The organism is Planotetraspora sp. GP83 (assembly GCF_041262585.1).
In the GTDB taxonomy this organism is placed as follows: Bacteria; Actinomycetota; Actinomycetes; order Streptosporangiales; family Streptosporangiaceae; genus JAOEGB01.
In genome coordinates, this window is sequence record NZ_JBGCBZ010000007.1 from 213,852 (window position 1) to 234,995 (window position 21,144).

At 71.2% G+C, this 21,144-nt stretch carries 16 protein-coding genes; 11 read left to right on the forward strand and 5 right to left on the reverse strand.

Annotated features, from left to right (window positions below; all coding sequences use genetic code 11):
- The first annotated feature begins 59 nt into the window (after positions 1–59).
- The 3 genes from ABH927_RS12840 (at position 60) to ABH927_RS12850 (ending at position 3,190) form a co-directional block, all read left to right on the forward strand.
- The gene (locus tag ABH927_RS12840) at positions 60–875 is read left to right on the forward strand and encodes a hypothetical protein (RefSeq protein WP_370021152.1); all 816 of its coding nucleotides are present in this window, start codon (positions 60–62) and stop codon (positions 873–875) included.
- The gene (locus tag ABH927_RS12845; protein ID WP_370021154.1) at positions 872–2,281 is read left to right on the forward strand and encodes a hypothetical protein; all 1,410 of its coding nucleotides are present in this window, start codon (positions 872–874) and stop codon (positions 2,279–2,281) included. The genes ABH927_RS12840 and ABH927_RS12845 overlap by 4 nt, the downstream gene beginning before the upstream one ends.
- A 243-nt stretch (positions 2,282–2,524) precedes the next feature.
- A complete protein-coding gene (locus tag ABH927_RS12850; RefSeq protein WP_370021156.1) occupies positions 2,525–3,190 on the forward strand; it encodes a hypothetical protein in 666 nt (221 codons plus the stop codon).
- Positions 3,191–3,287: 97 nt separating this feature from the next.
- Here ABH927_RS12850 and glpK (ABH927_RS12855) read toward each other — a convergent pair whose 3' ends face one another.
- Positions 3,288–4,799 (reverse strand): glycerol kinase GlpK, encoded by a 1,512-nt coding sequence (gene glpK, locus ABH927_RS12855; protein ID WP_370021158.1) that lies wholly within the window; start codon positions 4,797–4,799, stop codon positions 3,288–3,290.
- A 16-nt stretch (positions 4,800–4,815) separates the two neighbouring features.
- Positions 4,816–5,583: an IclR family transcriptional regulator gene (locus ABH927_RS12860; RefSeq protein ID WP_370021160.1), complete on the reverse strand. Its 768-nt coding sequence runs from the start codon at positions 5,581–5,583 to the stop codon at positions 4,816–4,818.
- A 308-nt stretch (positions 5,584–5,891) separates the two neighbouring features.
- Between ABH927_RS12860 and ABH927_RS12865 the strand changes: the two genes are divergently transcribed.
- From ABH927_RS12865 to ABH927_RS12885, 5 genes are all read left to right on the forward strand, one after another.
- On the forward strand, positions 5,892–6,734 hold the full coding sequence (locus ABH927_RS12865) for an MIP/aquaporin family protein (protein WP_370021161.1): 843 nt from the start codon (positions 5,892–5,894) through the stop codon (positions 6,732–6,734).
- Between the two features lie 36 nt (positions 6,735–6,770).
- Positions 6,771–8,288 (forward strand): glycerol kinase GlpK, encoded by a 1,518-nt coding sequence (glpK, locus tag ABH927_RS12870; RefSeq protein WP_370021162.1) that lies wholly within the window; start codon positions 6,771–6,773, stop codon positions 8,286–8,288.
- Between the two features lie 49 nt (positions 8,289–8,337).
- Entirely contained in the window at positions 8,338–10,059 is a 1,722-nt protein-coding gene (locus tag ABH927_RS12875; protein ID WP_370021164.1) for a glycerol-3-phosphate dehydrogenase/oxidase, read from the forward strand.
- Between the two features lie 157 nt (positions 10,060–10,216).
- The gene (locus ABH927_RS12880) at positions 10,217–13,072 is read left to right on the forward strand and encodes a CDP-glycerol glycerophosphotransferase family protein (protein WP_370021166.1); all 2,856 of its coding nucleotides are present in this window, start codon (positions 10,217–10,219) and stop codon (positions 13,070–13,072) included.
- On the forward strand, positions 13,065–14,213 hold the full coding sequence (locus tag ABH927_RS12885; protein ID WP_370021168.1) for a glycosyltransferase: 1,149 nt from the start codon (positions 13,065–13,067) through the stop codon (positions 14,211–14,213). Before ABH927_RS12880 ends, ABH927_RS12885 begins: the two co-directional genes overlap by 8 nt.
- A gap of 10 nt (positions 14,214–14,223) precedes the next feature.
- Here the strand turns inward: ABH927_RS12885 and ABH927_RS12890 are convergent, their stop codons facing one another.
- Genes ABH927_RS12890 through ABH927_RS12900 form a run of 3 tightly spaced genes read right to left on the reverse strand, consistent with a single transcriptional unit; the run spans position 14,224 to position 17,125 of the window.
- Complete coding sequence (locus ABH927_RS12890; RefSeq protein WP_370021170.1) at positions 14,224–15,027, reverse strand: DUF1295 domain-containing protein; 804 nt, start codon at positions 15,025–15,027, stop codon at positions 14,224–14,226.
- Positions 15,024–15,920, reverse strand: a complete 897-nt coding sequence (locus ABH927_RS12895; protein WP_370021172.1) for an SDR family NAD(P)-dependent oxidoreductase — start codon at positions 15,918–15,920, stop codon at positions 15,024–15,026. The genes ABH927_RS12890 and ABH927_RS12895 overlap by 4 nt, the downstream gene beginning before the upstream one ends.
- Positions 15,917–17,125 (reverse strand): acetyl-CoA C-acyltransferase, encoded by a 1,209-nt coding sequence (locus ABH927_RS12900; protein WP_370021174.1) that lies wholly within the window; start codon positions 17,123–17,125, stop codon positions 15,917–15,919. The genes ABH927_RS12895 and ABH927_RS12900 overlap by 4 nt, the downstream gene beginning before the upstream one ends.
- 163 nt (positions 17,126–17,288) lie before the next feature.
- Between ABH927_RS12900 and ABH927_RS12905 the strand changes: the two genes are divergently transcribed.
- The 3 genes from ABH927_RS12905 (at position 17,289) to ABH927_RS12915 (ending at position 21,133) form a co-directional block, all read left to right on the forward strand.
- Positions 17,289–18,524, forward strand: a complete 1,236-nt coding sequence (locus tag ABH927_RS12905) for an acetyl-CoA acetyltransferase (protein ID WP_370021176.1) — start codon at positions 17,289–17,291, stop codon at positions 18,522–18,524.
- 32 nt (positions 18,525–18,556) lie between these two features.
- Entirely contained in the window at positions 18,557–20,068 is a 1,512-nt protein-coding gene (locus ABH927_RS12910; RefSeq protein WP_370021178.1) for a carotenoid oxygenase family protein, read from the forward strand.
- A 102-nt stretch (positions 20,069–20,170) separates the two neighbouring features.
- A complete protein-coding gene (locus ABH927_RS12915; RefSeq protein WP_370021180.1) occupies positions 20,171–21,133 on the forward strand; it encodes a winged helix-turn-helix transcriptional regulator in 963 nt (320 codons plus the stop codon).
- Positions 21,134–21,144: the final 11 nt, after the last annotated feature.

Here is a 21,144-nt window from a genome sequence, read left to right on the forward strand (position 1 = left end):
TTGGTTGAGTATGGGGATACTCATTGCCGCCGCCCCACGGAACGGAGCATGATCATGGCATGGGATCGATGGACACCCGCGTGTGGCCTGCGCTCGTTGTGGTGATGCTGACGGCGGCGCTGGTCCTGGCGGGCTGCCGGGACTCCGACCCCGGGAACCCGGCGGGGGCGGGCACGGTCGCCGCGACCGGAACCCAGCAGGGAACAACCGGGGCCGGACAGGCGACGGGCAACGGGCAGGGTGGTTCCCCGGGCGCGAGTGGCGGCGGGAACCGACAGAGCCGTTACACGCTGACCTCGGGTCCCACGCTCGACGGCGACTTCAGCGCGCCGATAGGCACCAACGCGGGGGTTGGCTGCCGGCCTGTGCGCGGCGGCACGCTGGGAGAGGTACGCGTCCGCCAGGTTCGTTTCATCCAGGAGGAGCCGCAGGTCTTCACCTTCGGCGGCGGCGCGGTGACATGTACCAGCACGGCTCAGGTGCTCGAGCCGTGCGAGGGGTCGGTGCTGAAGCCGGGAACGGAGTGCCTTTTCATGGCATACGGCCGAGGAGAGGTGAACTCCAGAGCCAGGCTGGTCCTGACCTTGGAGCAGAACTGCGTTAACAGGGACACGCCGGCCTGCGGGAGTCTGCCCGCGTCGGCCCGTCCCTCGCCCGACGCGCCGGTCACCGTCACCTGGCACTATTCGGTGCCGTTCTACTACTGCGCCAGGACGCCGGTCGGCCCGACCGTGGAGGGGAATCCGTGCGCCCCTGCGCCGGAGCTCTCGCCGTCATCCCAGCTCCAGCCCTCGCCCACCGACCCCGTGCCCACCGACCCCATGCCGACGACCCCCATCCCCACGGCCGACCCCACGGACACCGGGCCGGCGTGACGACAGAAAAGGATCATCCCGGCCAGGAGCACGAGCACGTGGAGCACTCCGAGCCACTGCGTCCCGAGGACAACCGCCCGGAGCGAAACCACCCCGTGGGAAGCCACCCCGTGCGGGAGCAGCACGACCAGCAGCCCCCGCATGAGAAGGAGCGGGTCGCGCAGGCTCAGGCCGCCCAGGTTGCCGCGCAGGGGCAAGCCGAACAGGTGCAGACGGCGCAGGTGCAGGCCGGGCAGGAGGAGGCCGCGCAGGAGCTCACGCCGCTTGAGCGCAGGGTAAGGACGTTCGCCCAGTTCATCGGCATCGGCGCGCTGCCACCGAGCATCGCCGTGGGATTGCTGTTCTACTTCGGCTACGTGGCCAGTCGGCGGCGCTTCGCCCGGTTCGGTGTCGACCTGGACATCCTCGACCTGTCGACGCAGGCGGTCCTGCTGTATGGCTCCGAGGCGCTGTGGTTCCCACTCGTGGCGTTGTTCCTGGTCACGATGCTCGGGCTGTGGGCGCATGTGGAACTGGCCCGTCTCGTACGGCGGAGCCGCGCGAGCGACCTCGCCAACGGTTCCACAAGCGCTCCAACCAGCACCTCCACGAGCGTTTCCACGAGTGCGTCCACAAGCCCTTCCACGGACGACGCCATAGACGGCCACCTGGGCGGCTCCACGAGCGGCTCCGTGAGCGGTGGGACGGGTGGCGTTGCGAGCGCCGACAGGGGCGGCTCCGCGAGAGCTTTCCCGAGAGCCTTCCCGAGAGCCTTCGTGAGAGGCTTCGCGAGAGCGTTCACGCGTTCCTTCAGGCGTGGCGGCGCGCTGACGTGGACGGGAATCGCCGTGTTCCTGCTCGGCCTGGCTCTGCTCGTGAGGGGCGTGGTCGGCATGGTGAACCCGGACATCGCGTACAACGAGTTCCCGGGGACCACGCCGGTCTGCCTCGGCCTGGGAGCCCTGGTCAGCGCCTATGGCCGGTGGCTGGCCACCTGGCGTCGCACCGACAGGCGGCGGCTTCTCGAACGGGCGGCCGTGGTGGGCGCGGTCTCCATCGCGGTCGCGAGCCTGTTCTGGGCGAGTGCCAGCTACGCGGTCGCGTACGGCAGGGAACGCGCGACCGACTTTGCCGTCGATCTGGCGACCAGGCCAGAGGTAGTGCTGGACACCACGGAACCTCTCGCGCTGGGCGCCGAGTTCGCGGGCGTGACCGAGTCGAAACTGGCTCCCGGGAAGGGCGGCCGCTACACCTATCGCTATCGCAACCTGCGGCTGCTCACCGAGTCCGGAGGGCGGCTCTTCCTGATTCCCGCCCAGTGGCCACGTGGTCCGCGCTGGCCCGAGGTATGGCGGGGCGGCGGGACGCTGGTGATCCCGTACAACGACTCGATCCGGATGCGCCTGCTCCCGTACGCGGGCCCCTGATCGCCCAAACCAGCATGATCACCGGAGATCGCCCGGAGACGCGTCTGGAGATCGGCCGGGGTGGCCCCTAGGTGGGGAGGGCCAGCGGCACGGTCATGAGCTCGGTGGCCGACGCCCCGGTCGCGAAGAGTCGCGCGGCCCGCCGTACAGGCCTCGGCGAGCATTGACATGGCCTTTCCCGCCGCGCGGGCCCTGCAAGCAGGGATCAACCTCGGTGCAAGCGAGGACCGATAGCTTCGGGACATGTCACGACGATTCCTGGGAGGCGCGGCCGCGGCCGCCTCGGCCGCCGCTCTGCTCCTCACGTTCTCCCCGGCCTCCCCGGCCTCCGCCACTTCCGCCACTTCCACCGCCTCCGCCGCGTCCGCGCAGGCGGCTCCGGCCGGGGTGGCGAAGAAGCTGTTCAAGGCGTGGCTGAGCGGCGACCGCGACGCCGCCGCCCTGGTCGCCTCGCCGTCCGCGGTCAAGACCCTGTTCTCGTACGTCTACCGGGCCCCCGACGAGTTCGGCGGCTGCGTGGGGAACGCCTGCCGGTTCGTCCACACGAGCGTGCATATGCCGGGCGGGCTGAACGGCATCTTGATGATCGTCTCCGGGTCCAAGGTGGCCAAGGTCTACGAGTCGCGCCACCTGACCACGCCGTCGGCCCCGGCGAAGTACCTCTTCAAGGCGTGGCAGCAGGGCGACCGCAACCGTGGCCTGGAGGTCGCGACCGGCACCGCCGTCAAGACGCTGTTCCGCACCAAGTACGACCCGGCGGGCGTGACCCACTTCTTCCAGGGCTGTACGGCCGAGCCGAAGGGCTACAGCTGCGCGTACTCCTACGAGGGCGGCGCGATGCTCATGCACGTCCGCGGCTCCAAGGCCCGCGGCTACGACGTCCGCTCCATCAGCTACATCGCCGACTGACGCTTCTTCCACCAGGCGAGCAGAACGTGCACGAGGCCGCCCACCCCCGGGAGGGCGGTCCCGAGCACGAGCTTCGGGACGGCCGGGCGCTCCGGCGTCAGTCCTTGGGGGGTTTGATCCAGTCGAAGGTGCGCTCGACGGCGCGCTGCCAGTTGTCGTACTCCTCCTCGCGGCGGCCGGGCTCCATCGCCGGCAGCCACTGGGCGGCGCGGTGCCAGTTGCGGCGCAGGCCCTCCAGGTCGGGCCAGTAGCCGACCGCCAGCCCGGCGGCGTAGGCGGCGCCGAGCGAGACGGTCTCGGCGACCATGGGGCGGACCACCGGCACGTCGAGGACGTCGGCGATGAACTGCATGAGCAGGTTGTTCGCCGTCATGCCGCCGTCGACCTTCAGGGTCGTGAGGTTCAGCCCGGAGTCGGCGTTCATCGCGTCGACGACCTCGCGCGTCTGCCAGCCCGTGGCCTCCAGGACGGCGCGCGCCAGGTGGCCCTTGGTGATGTAGGACGTGAGGCCGACGATGATCCCGCGAGCCTCGCTGCGCCAGTGCGGAGCGAACAGGCCGGAGAACGCGGGCACGATGTAGCAGCCGCCGTTGTCGTCGACGGTGCGGGCCAGCGTCTCGATCTCCGGGGCGGTGCCGATGAGGCCGAGCCGGTCGCGGAACCACTGGACCAGCGCGCCGGTGATCGCGATCGAGCCTTCCAGCGCGTACACGGCGGGCTGGTCGCCGATCTGGTAGCCGACGGTCGTGAGCAGGCCATGGGTGGAGCGGACCGGCTCGGTGCCGGTGTTGAGCAGGAGGAAGCTGCCGGTGCCGTACGTGCACTTGGCCTCTCCGCGGGCGAAGCAGGTCTGCCCGAACAGCGCCGCCTGCTGGTCGCCGAGGGCGGCGGCGATCCGCACCCCCGGCACGACCCGCCGCGCCGCGCCGTACGTCTCGGCCGACGGGCGGATCTCGGGGAGCATCGCGCGGGGCACCCCGAAGAAGTCCAGCAGGGTGTCGTCCCAGGTGAGGGCGCGGATGTCCATCAGGAGCGTACGGCTGGCATTGGTGACGTCGGTGACGTGGACGCCTCCGTCGGGGCCGCCGGTGAGGTTCCAGATGAGCCAGCTCTCCATCGTGCCGAACAGCACCTCGCCGCGCTCGGCGCGTTCGCGCAGGCCCGGCGTGTGATCGAGCAGCCACCGGATGCTGGGCGCGGAGAAGTACGTGGCGAGGGGGAGCCCGCAGCGCTCCTTGACGATGTGCGCGTCGGGGCGGCGGGAGAGCTCGTCCACCAGGGTGTCGGTGCGGGTGTCCTGCCAGACGACGGCCGGGGCCACGGGAACGCCGGTCCGGCGGTCCCAGAGCACGGTCGTCTCCCGCTGGTTGGCGATGCCCACGGCGGCCACCTGCTCGGGGCCGACCCCCGCCTGGGAGAGCGCCTCGGGGGCGATGCGTTCGAGGTTGCGCCAGATCTCGGTGGCGTCGTGCTCGACCCAGCCCGGTCGGGGGAAGTGCTGCCGGTGCTCGCGCTGCGTCACCGACACCAGCCGGCCGCCGTGGTCGAACAGGATGCAGCGGGTGGACGTCGTGCCCTGATCGATGGACATCACATAGCGCTCGGTCACGGTGCCCTCCTCCCTTTCACCAACGGGAAGCCCCGAGGTCCCGCGACACGGCCCGCGCGGCGTCGCGCACGTAGGTGACGAAGTCCGGCCGCGGCCGGCCCTGGGCGTCGCAGATCCGCTCGACGGCCCCCGAGATCCCGATGGCCCCGACGACGAGCCCGCCGTACCCGCGGATGGGCGCCGCCACGCTCGCCTCGCCTATGGTGATCTCCTCGATCTCGGCCGCCCAGCCGACCTCGCGCACGCCGGCGAGGGCGCGGGTGAGCTCCTTGGGGGTGTGGATCGTGCGGCGGCTGAACTGCTCCAGCTCGCCGTTCTGCTTGGCGGCGGCCGCGTTGGCGTCGTAGGCGAGCAGCACCTTGCCGAGGGCCGTGGCGTGCATGGGCAGCAGCACCCCGACGTCGAGTGTCTGGAGGCTGTCGTCCGGCCGGAACACGTGGTGGACCACCAGGACCTTGCCCTGGAGACACGTCCCGATCCGTACGGCCTCGCCGCTGCGTGAGGCGAGCGCGTCGGCCCAGTTGATCGCGCGGGAGCGCAGCTCGTTGACGTCGAGGTAGCTCGTCCCGAGGTGCAGCAGGGCAGCGCCGAGCTGGTACTTGCCGGTCGCCTCGTCCTGCTCGACGAAGCCGACCATCTGCAGGGTGCGCAGGATGCCGTGGGCGGTGCCCCGGGCCAGCCCGAGGGAGTTGGCGATCTCGCTGAGGCCGAGCCGGCCCGATCCCTGCGCCAGCAGGCGCAGTATCGCGGCGGCGCGCTCGATGGACTGTACGGGACCGGGCACGTGCCGGATCGTACCGCTGTCGGATGTCGTTCGACAATGCCGACAGACGAATGAAAGACCTACGGAGATTTTGACCGGTTTATACCGAGATCGGCGCGTTCGGGGATGAATCATCGGTGTCAGGGTCACGGCTCTGGAGCCTAATACGCCCACGGGAAGCTGACCAGTGTTCGACAATGCCGACACCTATTCGTTGACGCTTCCTAGCAGCGCCGTTTAACCTCCGGTGCAGCCCCCTCCCCACCGGGGCCCCCACCACGCGGTCATTCGCGCTGGTAGCGGCACCGAACAGGTCCTAGGAGGAAGACATGGCGGAACGGCTCAGAGCCGGAGGGCCGGCCGGCGAGTTGGCGGCCGAGTTCGCGGGGACGTTGATTCTGATCTTGTTCGGAGCCGGCGTCGTTGCCCAAGTCGTCGCCGGGGGGATCGGCGACCACGACAGCATCGCCTGGGCGTGGGGGCTCGCCGTGGTCATGGGCGTCTACACCGCCTCCCGGATCAGCGGCGCCCACCTCAACCCCGCCGTCACCGTGGCCCTCGCGGTCTTCAAGGGCTTCTCCTGGCGCAAGGTCCTGCCGTACGCGCTGGCGCAGACCGTCGGCGCGTTCGTCGCCGCCCTGATCGTGCGCTGGAACTACGGCGAGGTCCTGGCCAAGGTCGACCCCGGGCTCACCATCAAGACGCAGGGGGTCTTCTCGACCCTGCCGGGCAACGGCGCGCTGCCCGTCGGCGAGTGGGGCGCCTTTCGCGACCAGGTGATCGGCACCGCGATCCTGCTGTTCCTCATCCTCGCCGTCACCGACCTGCGCAACTCGGCCCCGCTGGCCAACCTCGCGCCGTTCATCGTGGGGCTGATCGTGGTGGCCATCGGCATGGCCTGGGGCACGGACGCCGGATACGCGATCAACCCCGCCCGCGACTTCGGCCCGCGGCTCGCCTCGTTCCTCACCGGATACGAGACCGCGTGGAAGGACCAGTACGGCAACCTCTACTTCTGGGTGCCGATCGTCGCGCCGGTGGTCGGAGCCGTCGTCGGCGCCGGTCTCTACCAGGCCCTGATCGGTCACTTCCTCCCCCGCGAGGAGGCTCCCGAGCCCGGCCGCTCCGCTCCGCCAGCCACTTTCGAGACCGCGACCGGCAAGGCAGGCTGACCCCCGCTACCCCACGACACGAGAGGCAGAGCCAGGATGGCCGACTTCGTCGGAGCGATCGACCAGGGCACCACGAGCACCCGCTTCATGATCTTCGATCACAGCGGCAACGAGGTGGCGCGCCACCAGCTCGAACACGAGCAGATCCTGCCCCAGGCGGGCTGGGTCGAGCACAACCCCACCGAGATCTGGGAGCGCACCCGCGCCGTCGTCGAGACCGGCCTCCGGGTCGCGAACCTCGGCGTCGCCGACCTCGCCGCGCTCGGCATCACGAACCAGCGGGAGACGACGGTCGTCTGGGACCGCCGCACCGGCCGGCCGTACTACAACGCGATCGTCTGGCAGGACACCCGCACCGACCGCATCGCCTCGGCGCTGGAGCGAGACGGCAAGGGCGACGTCATCCGGCGCAAGGCGGGCCTGCCCCCGGCCACCTACTTCTCCGGCGGCAAGATCCAGTGGATCCTGGAGAACGTCGACGGCGTCCGGGAGGCGGCCGAGCGCGGCGACGCCATCTTCGGGAACACCGACACATGGCTGCTGTGGAACCTCACCGGAGGCCCCGACGGCGGCGTTCATGTCACCGACCCGACCAACGCCAGCCGCACGATGCTGATGAACCTGGAGACACTCGACTGGGACGACGAGCTGCTGTCGTTCTTCGGCGTCCCCCGGCGGATGCTCCCGGAGATCAAGCCGTCCTCCAACCCGGGTCTGTACGGCATGACGCGGGTGAACGGCCCGCTGGGCGGGGAAGTGGCGCTGGCCGGGGACCTCGGCGACCAGCAGGCGGCGACGGTCGGGCAGGTCTGCTTCGAGCCCGGCGAGGCCAAGAACACCTACGGCACCGGCAACTTCCTGCTGCTCAACACCGGCACGGAGCTGGTCCGCTCGCGGCACGGCCTGCTGACCACGGTGTGCTACCAGCTCGGCGACGAGGCGCCGGTGTACGCGCTGGAGGGCTCGATCGCGGTCACGGGCTCGGCGGTGCAGTGGCTCCGCGACCAGCTCGGCATCATCTCCGGCGCCTCCCAGAGCGAGGCGCTGGCCCGCCAGGTCGAGGACAACGGCGGCGTCTACTTCGTGCCCGCGTTCTCCGGGCTGTTCGCGCCGTACTGGCGGTCCGACGCCCGCGGCGCGATCGTCGGGCTCTCCCGCTTCAACACCAACGCCCACCTGGCGCGGGCGACCCTGGAGTCGATCTGCTACCAGACCCGCGACGTCGTCGAGGCGATGGAGCAGGACTCCGGCGTCGTCCTCGACGTGCTGCGGGTGGACGGCGGCGTGACGGCCAACGAGCTCTGCATGGAGCTTCAGGCCGACATCCTCGGCGTCCCCGTGTCCAAGCCGGTCGTCGCCGAGACCACCGCGCTCGGCGCGGCCTACGCCGCCGGGCTGGCCGTCGGCTTCTGGAAGTCCACCGAGGACCTCAAGCGCAACTGGCAGGAGGACCGGCGCTGGGAGCCGCAGTGGACCGAGGAGCAGCGCGAGCGAGGCTACGCCGGCTGGAAGAAGGCCGTGTCCCGCACGCTCGACTGGGTCGACGTCCAGTGACCGCCGGCTCATCCATCAACTGAGGAGCGCACAGCAGATGTCTGTATCAATGGGGCCATCGTTTGGGCCACAGCTGGGGCCGCGCTACCGGGCGGCCGCGCTGCGGAAGCTGGCCGAGCGCGAGTTCGACGTGCTCGTCGTCGGCGGCGGCGTGGTCGGGGCCGGGGCGGCGCTGGACGCGGTGTCGCGCGGCCTGTCGGTCGCGCTGGTGGAGGCCCGCGACCTCGCGGCCGGGACCTCCAGCCGCTCCAGCAAGCTCATCCACGGCGGGCTGCGCTACCTGGAGCAGCTCGACTTCCGGCTGGTGCGGGAGGCGCTCAAGGAGCGCGGCCTGCTGGTCAACCGGCTGGCCCCCCATCTGGTCCGGCCCATCCCGTTCCTCTACCCGCTGCGCCACCGGGTCTGGGAGCGGGGCTACATCGGCGCGGGCATCCTGCTCTACGACACCCTCGGCGGCTCGTGGAAGCTGCCCCGCCACCGGCAGCTCAGCCTGCGGCGCACCCTGCAGAAGGCCCCCGCCCTCCGCAAGGACGCCCTCGTCGGGTCCATCCAGTACTACGACGCGCAGGTCGACGACGCCCGGTTCACCATGATGGTCGCCCGTACGGCGGCGCGGTACGGCGCCTGCGTCACCACGCGGACACCCGTGATCGACTTCCTGCGGGAGGGCGAGCGGGTGACCGGAGCCCTCGTGCGGGACCTTGAGACCGGCGCGGAGATAGAGGTGAAGGCCCGGCAGGTGATCAACGCCACGGGCGTCTGGACCGACGAGAGCCAGCGGCTGGCGGGGCCGGCCAAACCGGCGTCCGGCGGCTCGGTCTCCGTCCAGGCGTCCAAGGGCGTGCACGTCGTGGTGCCGCGCGACCGGATCAAGCTCGACACCGGGCTGATCCTGCGCACCGAGAAGAGCGTGCTGTTCGTCATCCCGTGGGGGCCGCACTGGATCGTCGGCACCACCGACACCCCCTGGGATCTCGACAAGGCCGAGCCCTCCGCCACCCACGCGGACATCGACTACATCCTCGACCACGTCAACGCGGTGCTGAACACGCCGCTGACCCGCGACGACATCGAGGGCGTCTATGTCGGGCTGCGACCCCTGCTGGGCCACACGGGGGAGGAGACCGTCAAGCTGTCGCGCGAGCACGCCGTCATCCGGCCGGTCCCCGGCCTGGTGATCGTCGCGGGCGGCAAGTACACCACCTACCGGGTGATGGCCAAGGACGCGGTCGACGTCGCCGTCAGCGGGCTGGGCGAGGCCGTGCCCGCGTCGGTCACCGAGCGGGTGCCGATCCTCGGCGCCGACGGGTTCGCGGCGCTCCGCAACAACCGGCGGCGGCTCGCGGAACGCTCGGGCCTCACCGTGGGGCGGATCGACCACCTCCTGCACCGGTACGGCTCCCGCGTCGAGGACCTGCTGGAGCTCATCGAGGCCACGCCCGCCCTCGCCGAGCCGATCCCCGGCGCGGACGCCTACCTGAAGGCGGAGGCGGTCTACGCGGCCTCCGACGAAGGCGCGCTCCACCTGGAGGACATCATGGTCCGCCGCACCCGCGTCTTCATCGAGGAACGCGACCACGGGCTGGTGGCCGCACCGGTGATCGCCGAGCTGGTCGCGCCCGTCCTCGGCTGGGACGCCGAGGCGGTGAGCCGCGAGATCGGCCGGTACCGCGAGTTCGTCGAGGCGGACCTGGCCGCGCAGCGGGAGTGGGACGACGCCGCCGCGAACGCCGTACGGCAGAGCGCGCGGCACAGTCCTGCCACGAAGTAGGCCGTCGTGCCGGCGGCGAACCCGCTAGGGTTATAGAGGGCGTAAGTGGATCGGCGGGAAAATCCCCCTGGCTTTCGGGCTAACGATCCTCTAACCCGCGGGGCAGTACGATCCACCCATCTCTACTACTCGAATAGTAGTTCTCGATGGGTGGTGAATGCCTTTGTTGTCGTCGCCGGACGTGACCGTCGTGGTCATCGTCTACAACGACGCCGAGCGCCTGCCGACCGCGGTCCGTTCGGTGCTCGAGCAGTCCCTCCGCGGCGTCGAGGTCGTGATCGTCGACGACGCCAGCACGGACTCCTCGGCGCAGGTCGCCGAGGGTTTCGCTCGGGCACACCCGGACCGCGTCAGGGCGATCCGGCTGCCGGAGAACTCCGGGGGGTGCGGGCGGCCGCGCAACGTCGGCATCGAGCACGCCCGCGGCTCCTACGTGATGTTCCTGGACAGCGACGACACACTCGACCGGCACGCCTGCCGGAACATGGTGGCCGCGGCCGAGGAGACCGGCGCGGACCTGGTCTCCGGCCGGTGCGTGCGCGTCTACAGCGACACCGGCGACGAGCGGAGCTGGTATCCGAGCCTCTACCGGCGCCGCGCGGTGCTCGACGACGTCCTGGAGAACCCCACCCTCCTGTACGACACGCTGAGCACCAACAAGTGCTACCGCCGCGACTTCCTCAGGCGGGCGAACCTCAGCTTCGTCGAGGGCCTGCACTACGAGGACCTGCTGTTCAGCGCCCAGGCGTACGTGTCGGCCCGGCGGATCGCCATCATCCCGCACCGGGTCTACAACTGGTTCGTGGTCCAGCGGGGCCCCAACCTGTCCATCACGAACCGGCGCAACGAGCTGCGCGGCTTCGCCGACCGGCTGACGATCCACCGGGCCATCGACGAGGTGTTCCGCAAGCACGACGCGGTCGAGCTGAAGCGCCGCAAGGACGCCAAGTTCCTCAACCACGACCTGGTCCTCTACCTCCGCGAGCTGCGCAGCCGCGACGCCGATTACCGCCGGGAGTTCCTCGACCTGGCCCGCGCGTACCTCGCCGAGCTGGGCGAGGAGGCGTTCGACGAGTGCAAGCCGCTCCCGGCGATCGGCGGGCTGATGGTCCTGCACGGCGACTACGACGCCGCGCTCGCGGCGGCCGACTACCTGCCGAAGAAGGGCGTGCGGCCGACGCTCTCGACCGACCTGGTGGAGCGTGACGGCCGGGTCTACTGGTGCGACCGGCACCTCGACGGCGAGCGCGAGCGCCGCATCCTCGACGTGACCGACCTCGGCGTCCACTCCGCGCCGTTCAACACGTTCAAGCTCGGCGGCCGGGTCACCGAGGTGTCCCGCCGGGGCGCCGACCTGCATGTGGCCGGGGACGCCGTGAACCCGCTCGGCAGGATCGGCTCCAAGGACCTGACCGGCACACTGGAGTTCCGCGACCGCCAGCGCAAGGGCCGCGCGTTCAAGGTGCCCGCCCGGGTCAGCACGGACGGCAGACGCATCCACTGGGAGGCCACCTTCCCGGCGGAACGGACGATCCGCCCCATCGGCCTCCTCGACCAGACCTTCGGGCTGTGGCTCGTGCTGACCGCCGACGGGCAGAGCGTCACGGTCCGCCTGACCTCCGACGTCACCTCCAGCGGGGTCGACTACGAGCAGGCCGCCATCGCCGTACGGCCCCGCCTGACCCGCCTCGCCGGGGACCACATGGAGTTCTACGTCCCCGAGTCCGGAGAGCTGGCCCTCCGCACGGTGGCCACGGGCTGGCCCGGCCGGGTGACGCTGCCCCTGCTCCGCAAGGCCGCCACCAACGGCGCCGGAGCCCGGGTGTGGGGCACGCTTAGCAGGAAGGAACGCGACCTCCTCACAGGGCTCAAGAGCCGCAAGACCAAGATCGCCGTGTACAACTCCGTGCTGCGGCGGCTGCCCGTCCGGAAGGGGACCGTGGTCTTCGAGAGCCACCTCGGCGCGCAGTACTCCGACAACCCCAAGTACATCTACGAGGAGCTGGCCCGCCGGGGCGGCGGCTACAAGGTGATCTGGTCGTACAAGAGCAGCCCCAAGGGCTTCCCGAAGAAGGCGGAGCTCGTCAAGCGCGGGTCCTGGGCGTACTACCGCGCGCTGGCCCGCGCGGAGTACTGGGTGGACAACCAGGGCTTCCCCGCCGGGCTGGTCAAGCCGTCCGGGACGACCTACATCCAGACCTGGCACGGCTCGGCGTTCAAGCAGATGGGCTTCGACGAGCCGCAGGTCAAGGCCGCCACCCGGGCGCGGCACGACCGGATGCGCCAGATGGTGGGCCGGTTCGACCACTTCGTCATCCGCTCCGAGCACGACCGCCGGACGCTGGTGAAGGGCCTCGGCGTGACCGCCGGCCTGCTGGAGACCGGCTACCCGCGCAACGACCCGCTCGTCACGGGCGGCGACCCCAAGCAGCTCGCCGCGCTGCGGCGCAGGCTCGGCCTCGGCGACGACCGCACGGTGGTGCTGTACGCCCCGACCTTCCGGGCCGACGAGAAGGGCAGGCCCGTCAAGCGGTTCGAGATCCCCTTCGAGCTGGAGCGGTTCGTCAGGGAGTTGGGCCGCACCCATGTCCTGCTGATCCGGGCGCACTACCTGAGCACGGTCGTGGTGCCGCCGGGGGTGAGCCACGCGGTGGTCGACGTGGGCGATGTGCACGACGTCAGCCAGCTACTGCTGCTCTCCGACGTCCTCGTCACCGACTATTCGTCGCTGATGTTCGACTACGCGCTGCTCGACCGCCCGATCGTCTTCTACACGCCGGACGCCGACACGTACGTGAACCAGGACCGGGGCGCCTACTTCGACCTGGCGGAGCACGCCCCCGGCCCGATCGTCACCGAGGAGCACGAGCTGTTCGCCACACTGCGCGACACCACGAGGGAGAAGGACGCGGAGCCGCGGCGCCGCTTCGTCGAGCGCTTCGGCGAGTACGACACCGGGACCGCCGCGAAGACCATCGTCGACCGGTTCTTCCCCGGAGGCCGCCGTGGCTGAGCACCGGGACGTCTTCATCGTCTGCAACAACTTCGAGGAGCTCGGCGGGCTCCAGCGCTGGGCGCACCACATCGGGAGGCTGTTCGCCGAGCGGGGCCACCGAGTTCACCTGATCGGCATCACGCACGCCGAGCGGGCCCACGACTACGGCAGTGACCTGCCGTACGCGACCACGGTCCTGTACGAGCGCCGCCCCGCGGCGAAGTGGCAGCCGCGCGGCGCCCTCGACCGGCTCAACGTGCCCGCCCAGGTGCGCATGGCGCGCAGGCGGGCCGGGATGAGGCGGGCCGCCGCCCGCCTGTCGGAGATCTTCCGGACCGGCGGGCCGGGCTCGGTCGTCATCGCCGCCCAGGTGTGGGCGATGGAGTGGGTGGTGCTGGCCGACACGCGCGGGATGACCGTCATCGGCATGAGCCACGAGTCGTACGCCGCGACCCGCTCGTCCAGCCGCTACGAGCGGGTGAAGACCTACTTCTCCGGCGTGGACAGCTTCCTCGTGCTCACGCAGGAGGACGCCGACGCCTGGGCGGCCGCCGGGATGTCCGCCGCCGGCGCCATGCCGAACCCCCTGCACGTCCATCCGGAGCGGACCGCGTCGCTCGACGAGCAGGTCGTGGTCCGCCTCGGCCGGATGTCGTTCGAGAAGGGCCAGGACCTGCTGCTGGAGGCCTGGGCCAAGGTCGCTCCCCGGCACCCCGGCTGGCGGCTCCGGCTCTACGGCTCCGGCCCCGACGAGGCCGAGATCCGGGCGCTCGCCGGCGAGCTCGGCCTGGCCGGCAGCGTGGAGTTCCCCGGGCCGACCGACGACCTGGAGACCGCCCTGACCGGCGGGTCGATCTTCGCGCTCTCCTCCCGCGAGGAGGGCTTCCCGATGTCGATCCTGGAGGCCATGGCGTACGGCCTGCCGACCGTGGCCTTCGACTGCGCGCCCGGCGTCCGGGAACTGATCACCCACGACGTCGACGGGCTCATCGTCCACCCGGGTAACACGGTGAAGTTCGCCGCCTCACTGGAGCGGCTGATGGACGACGCCGGGCTGCGCCGGAGCTTCGGCGCGGCGGCCCGGCGGTCGGTCACCAGGTTCGCGCCCCACAGGGTCGTCGACCAGTGGGAGCGGCTGTTCACGCTGCTGGAGCGCTGAGAACCAAACGTCAGACCCGGCGAGGCGGGCGGGGGAGGAAACCGCTCGTCCTCGCCAGGTAGTCGGCGTACTCCGGGCCGCGCGAGCGGGCCATGCGGCGCTCCAGCAGCGCCTTCCCACTCCAGTTGAGCAGCAGATGCGTCATCACGATCGGGGCGACGACCGTGAGGACCCCCACCCAGTGGGAACAGGCGAGCAGGAACAGGCCCCACCAGACGGTCGCGTCGCCGAAGTAGTTGGGGTGCCGGGTCCACGCCCACAGGCCGCGGTCCATCACCTTGCCGGCGTTGGCCGGGTCGGCCTTGAACCGGGAGAGCTGCCAGTCGCCGACCGACTCGAAGGCGAACCCGAAGACCCACACGGCGACGCCGATCCAGGTGACGATCCCGAGCGGGGCGGTCTCGTACATCGCGGCCTGCACCGGCAGCGACACCACCCACATCAGCGCGCCCTGCGGCCAGTAGATCTTGCGGATGACGTACGGCACGACCGGGCCGGTGTTCTTCCGCATCAGCGCGGCGTAGCGCGGGTCCTCGCCCTTGCCGTGGTTCCGGCGGTGGATGTAGGCGCCGAGCCGTACGCCCCAGATCGCGGTGAGCGCGAGCACGATGACGCGGCGGGCGTCCAGGCCCCCGTCGAGCACCTGGGATGTGACGAAGCTGACGATGGCGACGACGACGAAGCCCAGCCCCCACACGGTGTCGATCACGCTCTGGACGCCGGTGCGCAGGGCGTACGTCATGGTCGCCAGCATCGTGAGGGCCACGGCGGCCACCGACACCACCAGGTTGACCAGCAGGTGGGCGAGCGTCATCGGGTCATCTCCTCGGCGAAGTCAAGGAAGCCGTCCTTGGCGTTGGTGTAGCTGTGGGCGGGACCCTTGCGGCTGCGGTCGAGCAGCTCGGCCAGCTCGGCGGGGTCGAGGGTGTCGCGGGGGACGGGCGCGCTGCCCCACTCCACCGAGTCGGCCGCGCGCAGCCCGCCGCCCGCCGCCACGATGACCTCGCCGTTCAGCGCGGAGCGGCGGTCGCACAGGGCCGCGACCACGGGGGCGACCGCCTCGGCGTCCATCAGGTCGCGATAGGCGGGCTCCATGCCCTGGCCGGAGTCGGTCATCTGGGTCAGGGCGTAGGGGAGCAGCACGTTGGTGAACACGCCGCGCGGCGCGCCCTCGACGGCGATGGACTTGCCGAGCGCGATGACCGCCCCCTTGCTGGCGGCGTACGCGGACACGGTCGGCTCGCCGTGCAGCCCCGCGGTCGAGGCCACCAGGACGATGCGGCCGTGGCGCTGCTCGCGCATGACGGCGCTGCACGCCATGGCGATCTGGGCGGTGCCGAGCACGTTGGTGCGGATCACGGCCTCGAACGCCTCGGGCGTCGACTTGTGGAACATCGCCGGGGCGCTGACGGCCGCGCTGGTCACGCAGGCGTCGATCCGGCCCCACGTCGCGAGCGCCAGCTCGACCAGGTCGCGCGCGGTCGCGGGGTCGGCCACGTCGCCGTGTTCGGCGACCGCCTCGCCCCCGGCTGCCCGGATCTCCTCGACCACGTGGTCGGCCGGTCCGAGGCCGTGCTCGTCCACCACCCGGTTGCGGTTGTTCACCACCACGCGCGCCCCCTGGGCGGCCAGGTGCAGGGCGAACGCGCGGCCGAGGCCCCGCCCGCCCCCGGTGATGACGACGACCTGTCCCTCTAGCTGCCTCACGCGCTCGCCCTTTCCAGCAGTACGGCCACGCCGAGCCCGGCGGCTCCGCTGACGGCGGCGACGCCGTAACGGCCGCCACGGCGTTCGAGTTCGTCGACGCAGCCGCCGACCATGATCGCGCCGGTCGCGCCGAAGGCGTGTCCCATCGCGATGGTCCCGCCGTTCGGGTTGAGCCGTTCGGGGCCCGCCGACAGGTCGCGGCGGAAGCGCAGGCACAGCGCGGAGAACGCCTCGGCGATCTCGAAGACGTCGATGTCCGACGGCCGGAGCCCGGCCTTGGCGATGACCTTCTCGACCGCCTCCTGGCCGGCCGTGAGCATGATCACGGGATCGACGGCGGCGGTGGCGGAGGCGACCACGCGGGCCCGGGGGCGCAGGCCGTTCGCCTGAGCCTGCTCCTCGGTGCCGAGGAGGAGCAGTGCCGCGCCGTCGGCCAGCGCGGGGGAGGTGCCGACCGTGTGCAGGTGGGAGATCTTCCCGGCCTCGGGGTGGGTCGCCAGTGCGATGTCGTCCTGCCCGGACGCGCCCAGCTCCTCGAAGGCCGGCTGCAGCGCGGCCAGGCTCTCGGCGGTCGTGCCGGGCCGGATCAGTTCGTCGCGGTCGAAGACCGTGCCGTCGGCGCGGTTCATCGGGATCACCGAGCCGGCGTAGTGGCCCCGGTCCCAGGCGGCGGCCGCCTTGGCCTGGGTCTCGACCCCGTAGGCGTCGAGCTCCTCGCGCCGCCACCCGTCGATGGTGGCGTTGAGGTCGGCCGCGATGCCCATGTGGACGGAGCCGATCCGCTTCACCGTCTCCGGGTCGGACCACAGCGGACCCCGGTCGCTGAACATCGGCACCCGGGAGACGCTCTCGACGCCCCCCGCCACGGCGAGGTCGAGGTCGCCGCCGCGGATCCGGCCGGCGGTCTGGGCGACCGCGTCGACGCCCGAGGCGCAGAAGCGGTTGATGGACCCGCCGGGCACGCCGTGGCCCCAGCCCGCGAGCAGCGTCGCGGTGCGGGCCAGGTTGGCGCCCTGCTCGTCCACCTGGGAGGCGGCGCCGACGACCACGTCGCCGACCGCCGAGGGGTCGATGCCGGTGCGGTCGACGAGCGCCCGCTGGAGGGCGACGACCAGGTCCACGGGGCTCAGATGGTGCAGCGATCCCCGGGCGGAGCCCTTCGCTCTCGGGGTTCGGACGTAGTCCAGCACGTAGACGTCGGGCACGCTGACGCCGTCCTCTCTGTCCTCAGTAACTCTGCTAAATGTAGTGTTGTGCGGTGAGCCCGGCAAGACCGGATTTCCGGCTCGACATGGAGATTCGGCCGCCGCGCGTTGACGCTTCACTCTTCTTGTTGTAGTAAGAATCGAAGAAATGGAGGTGCCGGACATGCCGGAAGCCGTGTGGATCCTGGGTGGGTACCAGACCGACTTCGCCAAGAACTGGGCCAAGGCCGGGCAGGAGTTCTCCGACCTCACCGAGGAGGTCGTCCGCGAGACGCTCGCCGACGCCGGGGTCGCCCCCGCCGACATCGGCGTGGTGCACGTCGGCAACGCGTTCGGCCAGCTCTTCACCCGTCAGGGCCAGCTCGGCGGCATGCCCGCCACGGTCGAGCCGGAGCTGTGGGAGGCGCCCTCCGCCCGGCATGAGGCGGCCTGCGCCTCCGGAGGCGTCGCCGCGCTCGCCGCGATGGCCGACATCGAGTCCGGCCGCTACGACAGCGCGCTCGTCCTCGGCCTGGAGCTGGAGAAGACCGTCCCCGGCGACCTCGCCGCCGGCCACCTCGGCGCCGCGGCCTGGATCGGCCACGAGGGTCGGGACGCCCAGTTCATGTGGCCGTACATGTTCAGCGCGCTGGCGGACGAGTACGACCGCCGCTACGGCATCGACGACGCTCACCTGCGCGCGATCGGCGAGCTCAACTTCCGCAACGCCCGCGCCAACCCCAACGCGCAGACCCGCGGCTGGACGCTGACCGACCGGAGCTTCGCCGCCGACGACGAGGCCAACCCCCTGGTCGAGGGACGGCTCCGCCGCTCCGACTGCAGCCAGATCACCGACGGCGGAGCGGGCGTGGTCCTGGTCGGCGAGCGTTTCCTCGCCCGCAACCCCGAGATCGCCCGTGGCCGCTCGCTCGCCCGCGTGCTCGGCTGGGGCCACCGGACCGTCGGGCTCCCGCTGGCCCAGAAGCTGGAGCGCAGCAGGGACGACGAGTACGTCCTGCCCCACGTCCGCCGGACCGTGCTCGACGCGTTCGCCCGCGCCGGGATCGCCGGCGTCGACGACCTGGACGGCATCGAGACCCACGACTGCTTCAGCATGTCGCAGTACGCCGCGATCGACCACTTCGGCATCACCGGCCCGGGGGAGAGCTGGAAGGCGATCGAGAACGGCGAGCTGGAGATCGGCGGCCGCATCCCCGTCAACCCGAGCGGCGGGCTCATCGGCGGCGGCCACCCGGTCGGCGCGACGGGGGTCCGCATGCTGCTGGACGCCGCCCGCCAGGTGACCGGCACGGCCGGCGCCTACCAGGTCGAGGGCGCGCGCCGGTTCGGCACGCTCAACATCGGTGGCAGCACCACCACGACCGTCAGCTTCGTCGTCGGCGCCGAGCCGGCGGCGTAACTGACCTCGCTCAACCAGAGGAGAGCATCAACGTGGACGTCGAAGTTGTCGGGCGCGTGCTGTCGACCCTTCCGGAGGATGACGACCATCCGTACCGGACGGGTCCCTGGCGGCCGCAGACGACGGAGTGGCGCGCGGACGACCTGGAGGTGATCGGGGAGATCCCCCCCGACCTCGACGGCGTCTACCTGCGCAACACCGAGAACCCGGTGCATCCCGCGCTGGAGCGCTACCACCCCTTCGATGGCGACGGCATGGTCCACGTGGTGGGCTTCCGGGACGGCAGGGCGTTCTACCGGAACCGGTTCGTCCGCACCGACGGCTTCCTCGCCGAAGGGGAGGCGGGCAAGGCGCTGTGGGCCGGCATCGCCGAGCGCCCCGCCAGGTCGATCCGCGAGGACGGCTGGGGCGCGCGCGGCCGGATGAAGGACGCCTCCAGCACCGACGTCGTCGTGCACGCCGGGGTCGCCCTGACGAGCTTCTACCAGTGCGGCGACCTCTACCGGCTCGACCCGCTCACGCTGGAGACGCTCGGCAAGGCCGACTGGGGCGGCGCCTTCCCGTACGCCTGCGGGGTGTCGGCGCACACCAAGGTCGACGAGCACACCGGCGAGCTGCTGTTCTTCAACTACGGCACGGCCGAGCCGTACATGCACTTCGGCGTCGTGGACTCCGGCAACCGCCTCAGCCGCTATGTGGAGGTGCCGCTGCCCGGGCCGCGGTTGCCGCACGACATGGCCTTCACGGAGAACTACGCGATCCTGAACGACTGCCCGCTGTTCTGGGAGCCCGAGCTGATGGCCAAGGGCCTCTACGCCGCCCGGTTCCACCCGGAGCTGCCCACGAGGCTCGGCGTCGTCCCGCGCCGCGGCGACGGCGAGGTCCGGTGGTTCGAGGCCGCGCCGACGTACGTCCTGCACTGGGTCAACGCGTACGAGGAGGGCGACGAGATCGTCCTCGACGGGTTCTTCCAGGGCGACCCCGACCCCAAGGACACCGGCGACGGCGGCTACTACCAGCGGATGTTCCGCTTCCTCGCGCTGGACAGGATGCAGACCCGGCTGCACCGCTGGCGGCTGAACCTGGTCACCGGCCAGTGCAAGGAGGAGCGGATCACCGACTCGATCACCGAGTTCGGCGTGATGAACAACGCCTACGGCGGACGCCGCCACCGCTACGCCTACGCCGCCAGCGGCGTCGAGGGCTGGTTCCTGTTCGACGGGCTGGTCCGCCACGACATGCTCACCGGTGCCGAGGAGCGGTTCAGCCTCCCGGCCGGGGTGTACGGCAGCGAGCCCGCGATGGCCCCCCGTGTGGGATCGGCCGCCGAGGACGACGGCTACCTTGTTACCCTGACGACCGACATGAATGAAGATCGTTCCGAGTGTCTGATCTTCGACGCCTCTCGGGTGGCGGACGGTCCGGTGGCCCGGATCCGGCTCCCCGAGCGGATCTCCAGCGGCACGCACGCCACGTGGGCGGCGGGGGACTCCATCCCCGGCTGGCGCGAGGCCGAGTCGCCCGAGAGCGCACTGGGTCTTTGAGGGCGCTGGGTTTCCGGTGAAGCGCGTCGGCGAGCTGGACGTCGTCTCGGAGCGGCATTCGAAGCCAGCGGGATGAAGCCAGGGGATTCGGAGCTACCGCCTATGGAGACGCACGTGCTCGTCCACCCACCGGATCGGCCCACGCAACTGCCTCCCGGGCACGTCAACGCGGTCGGCCTCACGCTGGGGCTGATCGGGGACGAGTGGAGCCTGCTGATCCTGCGGTACGCGATCCGCGGCGCCCGCCGCTACGGCGAGTGGCGGGCGGCCCTGCCCATCTCGCATGCCGTGCTGACCCGCAGGCTCGCCCAGCTCACCGAGATGGGGGTCTTCGAGCGGGTCGAGTACCAGAGCCGGGCCAAGCGGTTCGAATACCGCCTGACCAAGCGCGGGCGCGACCTGTGGCCCGTCCTGCTGGCCATCTGGGCGTGGGAGGCGGCCTGGGTTCCCGAGCACGTCGAGTCGCTGCCCGTGATGGTCCACCGGCGCTGCGGCCAGGAGTTCCTGCCGATCCTCACCTGCGCCGCCTGCGCGGAGCCGGTGCGCCCCCGGGACATCGCCGGCGGGTTCGGCCCGAGCGGCACCTGGGAGCGGTCCGCGCCCGCCGCCACGACCCGGCGCCGGTCGGGCTCCACGTTCGACAGTGGCGCGGGCATGTTCCCCCAGACGATGGCGCTCATCGGCAACCGCTGGTCGGCGGCCATCCTCGGCGGCGCGTTCCAGGGCCTGCACCGGTTCAGGGACTTCGAGCAGCGCCTCGGCGCACCCCCCACGATCGTCGCGGAGCGGCTCCGCGCCTTCTGCGAGCTCGGCGTCTTCGCGCAGACGCCGAGCCCGGAACGGCCCGACTGGCCGAGCTACCACCTCACGGAGAAGGGCCGCGCCTTCTTCCCAGTGATCATGACGCTGATCGACTGGGGCCAGCGGTGGTTCCGGGCGGCCGAAGGGCCCGCTCTGGTCTACATCCACCAGGCCTGCGGCCGCGCCTTTCAGGCGCAGCTCGTCTGCGACGCCTGCAAGGCGCCGCTGCGCGGGAACGAGGTCGCGGTGGAACCCCCCGCATGACAGAAAGGAGG